This window comes from Lachnospira multipara ATCC 19207 (assembly GCF_000424105.1).
Taxonomy (GTDB): Bacteria; Bacillota; Clostridia; order Lachnospirales; family Lachnospiraceae; genus Lachnospira; species Lachnospira multipara.
This window is the reverse complement of the sequence record NZ_AUJG01000027.1, coordinates 1-12,093: the sequence shown is the minus strand read 5'-3', so window position 1 is coordinate 12,093 and position 12,093 is coordinate 1. Positions and strand designations below refer to the sequence as shown.

Here is a 12,093-nt window from a genome sequence, read left to right as displayed (position 1 = left end):
AAATATATCCTTCACTCATAAAACCGAATAGTACGGTTTTCAACATTTTGACTGGATTATATCTGATTCTGCCAAGCTTATGCTCTGGCACATTTTTCAGATACTTCTCAAGATTCATACCTCCCACGAGTTCGTCAAAAGTAAAAACCGGATCACAGATATCCAAACAATCTGAAATAAAAAATGGTAAAACGCCTTGATTTAGTGTATTATAATAATTGGTTTGATTTTTCATGGTAATATTTTACCACGAAAAAAGAGAAGTAATCAGCTGTTTCCTGCTATTACTTCTCTTTTTTTATGAGCTGATTATTTCACAGCCCCTTTTTTATATATATTATTCAGCAAAAATCTCGAAATTTAACAATAAATCCTTGCAGTATTTAGTTAATGCTTCAATATTTTCATTATTGCAATATCCCAATCTCTTAAATGGATTAGAAGCAATATATATAATTATCCAAATATAATTGTTTATATTATTTTCAACGATTTCCTTAAATTCGGAATATACTGGAACTCCTGAAACAAATATATCTGTATCAATTAAATCTGCCTTATCTAAGATGTCGTAAAATACATCTGCATTATGAAGATTTGTATTATCGCCATTATTAAGTAGCTTATAAGCTTTGTAATTAGCTGTATCTATATTTGAGTGATAATTAAATATATCTTGTAACATACTTATAGGAGAGTCATATGCTGCATTTATAATGTTAGATAATTTACGTTCTTTTAGCCATTCATTAACCTTTTTTGTGTCGTTAAAGAAGTCATAAATTTCAAGCATTTCCATACCGCTAAAATCTCTTTTAATTAGATAACTAACTATTGCTCTTACTCTAATATTTGCATCTTTTGTATCCAAAAAATATGCTTTAGGTAAAGATTTAGGCTCACTATTAACATATTCATCAATCTGTAAATATTGCTTAAATATATCTACTGCCTCTGCTTCAATAGAGTATTGAATTTGTGGATAGATCATATGTAATATACACTTGATACTATAATTATTAACCTCTTCATTTGGGTTAAACTTCTTTAATGCCTTAATTAAACATAAATCTGTTAATACCTGTTTTGTTAAATTGATTTGAGCTACTTCCATAGTCCAACCCAGTATTTCTTCGATCGCAAATCTAGCTATTACTCTGAAATTGCGTAAACTAACTTCTCTATTTTCCTTATTAAAAGAAATCTGGAAATTAAGCTTATCTCCCATTAATACTGAAAAATAATCACTAATGATATTGTTATAATTTGCACTTGTTGTCACGAAAACAACCTCCTGATAAATAAAAGTAGCCATACAAAAAGAACACACAATTAATCCATTATTCTTTCTTTATTTTTCTAAACATAAGAAATTGAAGAATAGTTAAAGTGTCCAAGTAAATATTTGTATTGTTATTCAATTAATCACGTAAAAATATCAAGTAACATTTTGCATAAATAAAAAGTTATGAAAATATGTCCTTATGTATTGCTCTAATATAAATATGTAAGAGTAAATTGAGATTTTAGAAAAATATCCAAAATAGTACTAATTCCCTATTGACAAATAAAATTTATTTGTTCTAAGAATAGCAATCAAGATTTTGTTATGTTTATTCTTATATATTTAAAATGTAACTATTCTAATCAAATCGGAGAAGAAAGGATTGTATAATATATGAAAATCATTAAAAGAAACGGAAAAGAAGTTGAATATGATGAAACACGTATCATAACAGCAATAAAGAAAGCTAATGCAGAAGTAGATTCTCGTTCAAGAATGTCTGACAAGCTTATAGAGGTAATAGCAGAAGATGCATCTGAAGAAGTTAGAAATGCCAATACAATATTAAATGTTGAGGATATCCAAGATTTAGTTATATATAGATTAACTAAATATGCACCTTTAATCGCAGTAAGATATTCAAATTACCGTTATAAGAGAGAATTATCTAGAAAAGCTAATTCTACAGATGAACAGATATTAAGCCTTATTGAATTATCTAATGAAGAAGCAAAACAGGAAAATTCTAATAAGAATCCTGTTATTGTTAGCACTCAGAGAGATTATATGGCAGGTGAAGTAAGCAAGGATTTAACAAAAAGAATTTTACTTCCAAAAGATATTATTGAAGCACATGAAAAAGGAATTATTCATTTCCATGACTCAGATTATTATGCTCAACACATGCATAACTGTTGTTTAGTTAATCTTGATGATATGCTCCAAAATGGCACAGTTATTTCAGGCACTATGATTGAAAAACCACATAGTTTCTCAACAGCATGTAATATTGCCACACAAGTAATCGCTCAGGTTGCTAGTTCACAATATGGCGGACAAACTATTACTCTTAGTCATCTTGCACCTTTTGTACAAATTAGTCGTGAAAAGTTTAAGAACCAAGTTTTAGAAGAATATTCAAAACTAGGATTTACACTTACTGACGAACAGGTTCAAAACGCTGTAGAAATTAGAGTAAAAGAAGAAATTAAAAAAGGGGTTCAAACAATCCAATATCAAGTTGAAACACTTATGACTACTAACGGACAAGCTCCTTTTATAACAGTATTTATGTATCTTAACGAAGTAGACAACGAGCAAACTAAATCTGATTTAGCACTTATCATTGAAGAGGTGCTTCGTCAAAGAATTCTTGGAGTTAAGAACGAAAAAGGTGTATATATTACACCAGCTTTCCCTAAGTTAATTTATGTATTAGAGGAAGATAATATTCGTGAAGGCTCTAAGTATTGGGAATTAACAAAGCTTGCTGCTCAGTGTACAGCTAAGAGAATGGTCCCAGATTATATTTCAGAAAAAGTAATGAAGGAATTTAAAAACGGTGACTGTTATCCATCTATGGGCTGCCGTTCATTTTTAACAACAAGTGAAAGACTAAATAAATCTAAAATTGGTAATGTTTCTAAAGCTTCAAATTATGATGCAGATGCTAACAAATATTATGGCAGATTTAACCAAGGCGTTGTGACAATAAATTTACCTTATATCGCTTGCTTAAGCGGTGGTAATATGGAAAAATTCTATCATCTTCTTGATGATTATTTAGAATTATGTCATAAAGCATTACGTTTACGACATGAGAGATTATTAGGTACACCTTCAGATGTTGCTCCTATTCTATGGCAATATGGGGCATTAGCAAGACTTGAAAAAGGCGAAACCATTGATAAGCTATTATATAATGGATATTCAACAATTTCACTTGGTTATGCTGGTATATATGAAATGGTTCAACGAATGCTCGGTTGTTCACATACCGATGATGAAGGAAAGAACTTTGCCTTATCTGTTATGCAAATACTTAATGACAAATGTGATGAATGGAAAAAAGCTGAAAATATTGATTATTCAGTTTATGGAACTCCACTTGAATCAACAACTTATAAATTTGCGAAAGCATTAAAGCGAGATTTCGGTGAAATTAAAGAAGTTTCTGACCACGATTATGTCACTAATTCATATCACATATGTGTAAGAGAAAATATTAACGCATTTGATAAATTAAAGTTTGAATCAGAATTCCAGAAGTTATCGCCAGGTGGAGCAATCTCTTATGTAGAAGTTCCAGATATGAGCAATAACATTCCAGCAGTACTTTCAGTTATGCAGTACATTTACGACAATATCATGTATGCTGAACTTAATACTAAGTCAGATTATTGTCAGGTTTGTGGTTATACAGGCCAGATTCAGATTATTAGTGATGAAGATGGAAAACTGATTTGGGAATGTCCAAATTGCAAGAATAAAGACCAAAATAAGATGAATGTAGCAAGAAGAACTTGTGGTTATATTGGTACAAATTTTTGGAATCAAGGTAGAACACAAGAAATTAAAGAAAGAGTATTACATTTATAATCTTATACATACTTTTAAAGGCTGCTCAAAAATGAGCAGTCTTTCTTATATATTTGTATAAAGGAGGTGGATTTTACATGACTTTAGCGATTACCGCATTTGCACTCACATCAACTGTATATTCGATTTTATGTATGGTAATGTGGTATCTACTTTATAGATTTTCTAAAGAACTATCAAAAGAAACAGCAAAAATGTATTCTATTGAAATCCGTAATATTGTAGATACAGAACTAAAAAAACATCAAAAAGAATAATTAGTATCAAACATTTATGAGCTGTTTTTTGCAGCTCTTTTTGTTTGCTCTTATATATTTATATTGAAAAAAGATTTATACAATGAAAGTGAGGATTTAAATGGAATCAAGTAATGATATCGTTGCTAAGTTATTAGCAGACACACAGAAAAGATTAGCAATTTTAGAAGATAAAGTAGAGCATATGAATGTCCCAGCTAATTTTAATTCAAAACAACCAGCTTCATCAGAAATTAATAATTTAAAAGAGATTAATAATTTAAAACAGAGTATTAAGAAAATAACTGATGAAAAAAATATATTGGAAAAAGATAATAATACCTTAATTAACAAGAACAAATCATTAACTAACGAATTAAATAATCTAATTAATGAAAACAAAAAATTAAATAGGCTCGCATACATAGATAACAAAACCCAGTGCTTAAATGAAAATGCATTTAATAGGGATTACGGTACTAGCAAAGACATAACTCTATATGTATTTAGTATTGCGGATCAAAAGAAATCCAACATTAAATTTGGAAAAAAATCTGGAGATAAGCGAATTAAAACTGTCGCAAACATTATATCTAATAATATATCTCAAAATATATATAGAATTATGGGCGATCGTTTTTACGTTATAGACGCAAATCATTCAGTTACACCTGAGATTATAGAAAAAATAAAATCGGACTGTATTGACTCACAAATTGAGATTAAAGTAATAAGCAAAGATAGTAAAGATTTCGCATCTTTAAAGGAATTATTAAATAACATCGAAAATATGCTTATAAGAAATATTCCTAATAATGAAGAAAGAAACCCTGCATTATTACAAACTAATCCAGTAAATAAACCAAGATATTCTAATAATAGCAATGAGGAAAGCAAAAATTCACCATCAATAATGGACCGTTTCTATCCAAAAGAAGAGGTAGCACATGTAGAAAATGAAAATGATTATGAGGTCAAGGATCTCCTACCTGATGATGACCTCGCAGCTGCAATAATGGCGGAAAGTGAGTAAGATATATGTCATGGTTATGTTTAAAAGACGAAATTGTATTAACACTTAAAGATGTAAATGGAGTTCCAGCTGAAATATTAAAGATTAACAACCCTGAATTATTACCAATTATACTAAAAAATAATTGTACTTTTGAAAATTTAATGGATTGGCTATCTAAACGAGGAATTCCTGATAAAAGAGAAGGGCTTTCGCAAGTTATACAAATGTTTGGAGATTCTTGGTTAAAAAATAAAAATTACGCTTCATTAACAGACCATTATTGGATTAAAATGAGAACTGAATCATATAAAAAAATTAATTTTTTCACTAATCTCTATAGCCAGGATGTCGGAGATATGTTTTTTAAACCGTGGGATATAAAAAAGAGAAAGCTTAATTTTGTATCACCTGATTTAACCACTAATGGATTGCTTAAGAAAAGATGGCTACAAGATTTAGAGAGCAAAAAATCTTTCCTTGTAAAAGCAGGCAGCGAAAAAACAAAACAAGAGCCTTTATCAGAAGTTCTAGTATCAGTTCTAACTGAAAAAATTAATAAAATTGATTGTGTAAAATATGATTTGCATATCGAAGGTGCAACAATGTGTTCTATATGTGATAACTTTATTACGGAAAACACTATGTTAGTGCCAGCATATTACATATATCGTTATGAAAAAAGAGCTGATAATGAGGGAATTTTGGAGCATTTACTTAAGATGTGCGAAAAATTTCAAATACCAAATGCAGAAGAGCATATCAGATGGACTTTGTTTATTGATTCTCTTACTGGAAACGATGATAGAAATTTAGGTAACATTGGATTTTTATTAGATATAAACAGTATGAAATTTATTGGGCCAGCTCCTATGTATGACTCTGGTAATGCCTACTGGTCGTCTAATAATATAGGTGAAAATAAATCTAAGTTATTTACTGATAAGGAATTCAATTATTTAGGTTCACCAAAAGAAAAAAATGACATTTTAAATTTCCTAACACAAGATAAATCTTATATATATGGATATGAAAAATTAATAAGATCATATCCTTGTATAACAGATATAAAGAAAGAAAATTTAATCGAAGCAATTAAAAAAAGAAATGTTCGATTATTCCATGAAAACAATAAAAATTTCTACATGAATAGATAACCTTGAAAGCACTTTAGTTTTAATTTCTAAAGTGCTTTTTTTTAGATATTTCTCAAAAACGGATTCCTATTCTTTTATATTTGTTAAAACAAATAATAAGGAGGAAGTTTTGTGATACAGACTTTAATTTTTTTATTTTTTTTCATAATTTTCATAATATTCGTATTTATCTTTACAGATTTTAAAAAGGAATTTTCATATCTACTTGACCAAAAAATAGGTATAATTGCAATAATATTAATTATTGCCTTTTTTGTCCTAAATCATTTAGTTTTACATATTTCATTAAGTGATATAGGAAACCTTGTAGATAAAATTTTAGAATAGGAGATTTATTATGGTGGTTAAATTTATACTTTTAATACTTGCAGTTATCCTTATAGCTTTTTATGCTTCAAGAGTGCTTAAGGGAATCTTCAATGCAATATATTGGATTGCTAATGCAGTAGGAAGGATAGTTGTTTTTATTTATAATAAAAAAATTATTATATTGGGATTTATATTATCATTAGTTGTGTTATACGTTGTTGCACACCTTACAGGTGAATGGTAATAGGTAAAAATTAAATACATTATTCATAAAGACGAGTTTATATCTCGTCTTTTTTATTTTCGCTAAAGTCTAATTTAACGAAGTTACAACAACTTTTTAACATGCTCTTATATATTTATTATATGGGAGGTGTTTTATGCAACATTATACTATTAATTACAAAGAACTTCGTTCTGATTTAATCAAAAAAAATATAAAATTCAATGGAAAAAATTATGAATATCCATTTATACCTAATAGTGCTTTGATTAACAAAAAAAGTATCATTGGCTATATGCAAGAATCAAATTCAAAGAAAACAGGCGATAATTATTTAAAACTAGATAATTCTACATCATGTGCAGAAATACCTATTTTTAATAAAAAACCTATTTTCAATAAAATAATTGGTTATATTCCGCTTGGATCTGATGGACTTGTAGCAATAACTTCAGTTAGAAAAATTGTCCCTATTGTTGCTATATTACTACTTATTCTATTTTTAAGCCCAGCAGCTACTATGACAGTAAATGCGCTTAGAAATTATATATCTCAACATCCTAATATCATTATATCTAATACGCAAGATGAAACTCTTCCAAACGATAACTTAGATATAGTTGGAAATTCTAATGACGTTGATCTAGCTGAAAATACATTTGATTATTCAGAACAACAAACGGCTTCTCAATCAACACCTAGCGTTATCATTGACGGAATTACTTATGAAGGCGAATATTTAGAAGTCAGACAATCTGATTATATTCCATTTGGAAATAATGAAGACAATATAGGATATCAATTACAATTCATTGTTAAAGAAAATAACAATGTAATATATAAAAGTGGCAGAATTTCTTCAGGAAACTGCATACATTGGATACCAAGCCAGTATTTAAGCACTGGACTTCATAACCTAGATATAGAAGTTGAAGTTTTTGTCGCTGGTAATTCTTCAAATACAGGCGTTAATGCAAACATGCCTATATCGATTTTTATTAATTAGGAGGTTTTTTATGAAAAAAAATAGAAAAATAATAACATTCGGATTATCTTTCATTATTTTTTTACTAACCACAATCAATACACAAGTATTTGCAGGAGATAATATCGAATATCAGACTAAAGAATATAGTACAAACGATACTGGAGAAACATCTGTATTAGTCACAGCATCTAAAGCTAGTACCGTTCAATATAGAATTCCTACATCTATCAACTTAAACACTACTGGCGCAACCACCTTTGATGTAGGTGTAAAAGGTGAAATAGCTTCAAATCAAGTTATTACGATTAATGAGCCTGATACTTTTGAATTGAAAAATACAGGCACTAATGAAACAGTTCAATTCAACATTACAAATAATAGTATGCTTTTTTCACCTAATGATATTAATAATAATTCATTTACAACAAAAACAGCAAGTATCAATCTTTCTTCTGCTGATACATTAACCCCTGGAACATGGAAAGGACAGTTTGTAATTAATTTTGCTTTAAATTAAATAACTGCCCCCCTTGTTAATTGAAAGGATTTTATTTATGAAAAATACAACCAAACTTTTAGTTTTAACATTAAGCATTTTCTTTTGCTTAATGAGTTTTACAAAAAATATATCCGCTGCGGAAAATGAGTTAGATATATCACCAATTGTTAAAGATGCCTTTAGTCTTACAAAAGATATAACTGCAATTTCTAATTCATGGTATATTGACGATAATAATTATATTAAATCTGAGGGGGCATCTAAGACTAATAAACAATCGCTAGATATATCATTTGATGTATCGGAAAAATGTACTATCGAATTAGATATGACCGCAACAAATGATTTGCGTAATATACTAAATTTCGAACTTTCAGGTCCTAATAATCCTGATATAGATGTATCTGCTGATAAATGTAAAATATCAGTAAGCGATGCAGGACAATATACATTAAAAATTTCATCTTCTGATGAAGCTAATGATGAAATTATATTTATAAAAAATATCATTATAAGGAAAATTATAGATGATTTTACAATAAATTATAATCCTGTTTATACAGGCCACGATTATACTGAATCTATTGCATTTGGAAACTACTCTTCGAAAAAATACAAGAATCTGTTTTTCTTGGATGATGATGAACAACCTGTAATTGAAAGCTATTATGTTAATGGTAATAATTCTGTATCACCACAGCTTTTTAGTATCGAATTTGTTCGAGATTTATGGGGAAGTAATAACCGAATATTTATCGGGGGTAGCTGGCGTGATAATGGAGAAGAAATATATACTATTAAATTTCCTCAAAACGAAAGATATGAAGCATTTGAACTAACAATAGATTGCAATATGACAGCTGGCACTAAGACAATTAATTATATAGATAATACAACTACTACTATTACATACTCACTGCGAGATGAATATAACTATAATCGAACAAGCACTTGGGATTTTATAACCCCAGCAGAAAGAGAAAACTATACATTTCTTGGATGGGGATTATCGCCTGACAGTTCAGCAGTAGTTCAAGCGAGCGATTATCAGTTGTCTAGTAATAATTGGTATTCAAATCAAACAATTAATCTATATGCTATATGGCAGCCTAAAACAATACAGGTTACTCTTCCACTAACTATTTCATTAGACGATACAGGACAATGTTTGTTCACTATAAAAGCTGATGAACTTTATTATGATCAAAAATTATACATAGAACTATCAACTTTAACCTTATATGACGAATATAACAACGCTATAAATTGCAATATTAAAGTAACAAATGAAGACATGATTGCAAATGATGAAAAAAAATACATTTTTGATAAAAATAATAATGTTATGTATATTGATATTGCAACAACAGATAATCTTCCTCCAGGAAATTGGTCGGGAACATTCACTGTTAATATAGAAACAAAAAATTAACTACAAAAAGGAGCTAAAATTGATATTTTAGCTCCTTTTACAATTTTTACGATTTGTACAATTTGTACTTTTTGTATAAATTTTATACAGTAAATTCTTGCAAATCTTCAAGTTTAATTGCTGTAAGTCTTCCATTATAACCGCTATATCTGAAAACAGATCCCGTGTCTATATTAATAACGTTATTTGAATATATCGGTGTATTCTTATCACATAGAAGTGTTGGCGTATGACCGTGTATAAGAATAGTATCTTTATCACTATAATTTTCATCAGAATTAACTCTCTCCCACAAGAAATAATTCCTATCAATCATATTTATCTCTGCTCCATTTTCAATCTCTTTCATTCTATCTTTGTCAGGAGCGTATGCATGTACTAATAAAAAATTTACTCCAAAAATATCTACATATTTATACAATGGTCTTTTTTCTAAAAAATATAACAGAAGTTTCAAATATCCATCATAAAAGCTATCGTTATTTTTTAATACCTGTTCTATTCCATATTCACTAAAACCTGCTGTTTCTTTATTTTTAAGGTATTTTTTTATCCAATTAATAGCCATATCTTCATGATTACCTAATATCATTTGATATTTACCACTATTACTTATATTTCTGGTCGCCCACTCTAGCATTTCAAAAGATTTATTTCCAAAATTGAAATTTTAAATTCCACCTCCCGATTAAGTGATGGAATTAACTACTACATAAGTAGAGTTTAATCTTTCACACATCCATGGTATACTCATGACTTCCTTCTGACAGCAGTAGAAGGAGGCTCAATGAGCAAATACATACCTGGTAACCAAAAACATCTAACTCTCGAAGACCGAGAATACATCAAGAAATCTCTTGATAGCGGAATCACATTTAAAGACATCGCAAAGTATCTTTGTAAGGATCCGACTACTATTTCCAAGGAGATTAAACTCCACCGACTGGATGAGTGGTATCGTCGAGGTCCTTTTTACAACAAGAAAAACTTTTGTGAAAAACGCTTTCGCTGTAACAAGCTAAATGCCTGTGACAAAATCATCCTCTGTGGTGTTAAATGTGCCTCGTGTCCTACTTGTAATCAAACGTGTAAAGACTTTGTTCGAGAGCACTGCAACCGATTAGATAAGGCTCCATACGTCTGTAACGGATGCCATAAAATCTCACGTTGTACCATTGCTCATAAATATCACTACGATCCCTACTTTGCTGACCGTAAGTATCGCGAAAAGCTTTCATCTTCGCGAGCTGGGATAAATATGACCAAGCATGAACTGCGCGAAAAGGATAGCATCATCTCGCCACTCATCTTCCAAGGACAATCGCCCTATCAGATAGTGACGAATCATCCTGAATTAGACATGTCGGTTCGAACATTGTATTCATACATCAATGATGGTCTCATTACTGCCAGAAACATTGATTTAAAGCGTAAAGTTAAGTTCAAGCCACGAAAAGTACATAAGACTCAGATAAAGGATCGTTCCGTATTTCAAGGGCGCCTTTATTCGGACTTTCAAGCTTTGGAACTGGATTCCTTCGCCGAGATGGATACTGTTCATTCCTCAAGAGAATCGAAGCGTGTCATCCTTACATTCTTCCTGACTCGTGAAAAACTATTTCTAGCATTTATCATGAATCGCTGCACCAAAGGTGCCGTGAGACTAATCTTTGATAAGTTAGAACGTCAGCTAGATACATATGATTTCCTGACGTTGTTTAGCACTATCCTTACCGATAGAGGTACTGAGTTTGGAGATCCGGACTCTTTAGAGACCGGCATATCTGGAATGGAGCGCACAAGTATTTACTATTGTGACCCAATGCGCAGCGGCCAAAAAGGCGGCATTGAGCAGGCACATACCATGCTACGTATGGTGCTTCCTAAAGGAACAAGTTTTGAATACTTGACCCAGTGGGACTTACGCACAATTGTTGACCACATCAACTCGACGCCACGCGAAAGTCTAAATGGGCGTACCCCATATGAGGTTGCATTAGAAACTTACGGCATAGACATCTTAAAAGCACTTCAGCTTAGGCCGATTGCACCTGATGATGTCAATCTGACGCCTAAGCTGATACGCTTTAACCATTAACTTTACATAAAAATCTGCTGTCAGACTGGAAATAAACAATTCACATTTTTTCAATGTGGCCTGTGGAATTCAGTCTCGCACACGGAATATCCAGAGGCTTGTTTGCCATGTCTTCAATTCGGATATTTTATGGAAAGTTACTGCAATTATACCAGCTAAGCCTAAATATTGCTCTCTGAAATATTAAAAACCAAGGAAATTTTAAAGACCGGTGGAATTTACCATTTCACTGGAATTTACAATTTCAAGTTAGCAA

11 protein-coding genes and 2 pseudogenes are annotated in these 12,093 nt (G+C 30.4%); 10 read left to right on the top strand and 3 right to left on the bottom strand.

The features are described 5' to 3' along the window. Positions 1-235 (bottom strand): annotated as a pseudogene (locus G600_RS16310) (IS1182 family transposase); the annotation flags it as partial. A 102-nt stretch (positions 236-337) separates the two neighbouring features. Next, positions 338-1,282 carry a hypothetical protein gene (locus G600_RS0112915; RefSeq protein ID WP_027432266.1) on the bottom strand — a complete coding sequence of 315 codons (945 nt, stop codon included), beginning with the start codon at positions 1,280-1,282 and terminating at the stop codon, positions 338-340. A gap of 396 nt (positions 1,283-1,678) precedes the next feature. Here G600_RS0112915 and nrdD point away from each other — a divergent pair, with 396 nt between their 5' ends. From nrdD to G600_RS0112870, 9 genes are all read left to right on the top strand, one after another. Beyond that, positions 1,679-3,883, top strand: a complete 2,205-nt coding sequence (gene nrdD / locus G600_RS0112910; RefSeq protein WP_027432265.1) for an anaerobic ribonucleoside-triphosphate reductase — start codon at positions 1,679-1,681, stop codon at positions 3,881-3,883. A 77-nt stretch (positions 3,884-3,960) separates the two neighbouring features. Then, complete coding sequence (locus G600_RS0112905; protein WP_027432264.1) at positions 3,961-4,140, top strand: hypothetical protein; 180 nt, start codon at positions 3,961-3,963, stop codon at positions 4,138-4,140. Positions 4,141-4,240: 100 nt separating this feature from the next. Further along, on the top strand, positions 4,241-5,152 hold the full coding sequence (locus G600_RS0112900; RefSeq protein WP_027432263.1) for a diguanylate cyclase domain-containing protein: 912 nt from the start codon (positions 4,241-4,243) through the stop codon (positions 5,150-5,152). Between the two features lie 5 nt (positions 5,153-5,157). After that, positions 5,158-6,288, top strand: coding sequence for a HipA domain-containing protein (locus G600_RS0112895; RefSeq protein ID WP_027432262.1), 1,131 nt, complete (start codon positions 5,158-5,160; stop codon positions 6,286-6,288). Between the two features lie 111 nt (positions 6,289-6,399). Next, the gene (locus G600_RS0112890; protein WP_027432261.1) at positions 6,400-6,615 is read left to right on the top strand and encodes a hypothetical protein; all 216 of its coding nucleotides are present in this window, start codon (positions 6,400-6,402) and stop codon (positions 6,613-6,615) included. Positions 6,616-6,625: 10 nt separating this feature from the next. Next, positions 6,626-6,841, top strand: a complete 216-nt coding sequence (locus G600_RS0112885; protein ID WP_027432260.1) for a hypothetical protein — start codon at positions 6,626-6,628, stop codon at positions 6,839-6,841. A 136-nt stretch (positions 6,842-6,977) separates the two neighbouring features. Beyond that, positions 6,978-7,826: a hypothetical protein gene (locus G600_RS0112880; RefSeq protein ID WP_027432259.1), complete on the top strand. Its 849-nt coding sequence runs from the start codon at positions 6,978-6,980 to the stop codon at positions 7,824-7,826. A gap of 10 nt (positions 7,827-7,836) precedes the next feature. After that, a complete protein-coding gene (locus G600_RS0112875) occupies positions 7,837-8,325 on the top strand; it encodes a hypothetical protein (protein ID WP_027432258.1) in 489 nt (162 codons plus the stop codon). A gap of 37 nt (positions 8,326-8,362) precedes the next feature. Further along, positions 8,363-9,739 carry a hypothetical protein gene (locus G600_RS0112870; RefSeq protein ID WP_027432257.1) on the top strand — a complete coding sequence of 459 codons (1,377 nt, stop codon included), beginning with the start codon at positions 8,363-8,365 and terminating at the stop codon, positions 9,737-9,739. A gap of 82 nt (positions 9,740-9,821) precedes the next feature. On the opposite strand, the pseudogene G600_RS0112865 reads toward G600_RS0112870, so the two are convergent. Continuing rightward, a pseudogene (locus G600_RS0112865) lies at positions 9,822-10,382 on the bottom strand (metallophosphoesterase); the annotation flags it as partial. Between the two features lie 144 nt (positions 10,383-10,526). Between G600_RS0112865 and G600_RS0112860 the strand changes: the two are divergent. Further along, positions 10,527-11,837: an IS30 family transposase gene (locus G600_RS0112860; RefSeq protein WP_027432097.1), complete on the top strand. Its 1,311-nt coding sequence runs from the start codon at positions 10,527-10,529 to the stop codon at positions 11,835-11,837. The last annotated feature ends 256 nt before the right edge of the window (positions 11,838-12,093 follow it).

Excerpts from the sequence above, each read along its gene's own strand:
- G600_RS0112875 (WP_027432258.1), top strand. The coding sequence starts at position 7,837 with ATGAAAAAAAATAGAAAAATAATAACATTCGGATTATCTTTCATTATT.
- G600_RS0112885 (WP_027432260.1), top strand. The coding sequence starts at position 6,626 with ATGGTGGTTAAATTTATACTTTTAATACTTGCAGTTATCCTTATAGCT.
- G600_RS0112860 (WP_027432097.1), top strand. The coding sequence starts at position 10,527 with ATGAGCAAATACATACCTGGTAACCAAAAACATCTAACTCTCGAAGAC.
- G600_RS0112880 (WP_027432259.1), top strand. The coding sequence starts at position 6,978 with ATGCAACATTATACTATTAATTACAAAGAACTTCGTTCTGATTTAATC.
- G600_RS0112900 (WP_027432263.1), top strand. The coding sequence starts at position 4,241 with ATGGAATCAAGTAATGATATCGTTGCTAAGTTATTAGCAGACACACAG.
- nrdD (WP_027432265.1), top strand. The coding sequence starts at position 1,679 with ATGAAAATCATTAAAAGAAACGGAAAAGAAGTTGAATATGATGAAACA.
- G600_RS0112870 (WP_027432257.1), top strand. The coding sequence starts at position 8,363 with ATGAAAAATACAACCAAACTTTTAGTTTTAACATTAAGCATTTTCTTT.
- G600_RS0112895 (WP_027432262.1), top strand. The coding sequence starts at position 5,158 with ATGTCATGGTTATGTTTAAAAGACGAAATTGTATTAACACTTAAAGAT.
- G600_RS0112905 (WP_027432264.1), top strand. The coding sequence starts at position 3,961 with ATGACTTTAGCGATTACCGCATTTGCACTCACATCAACTGTATATTCG.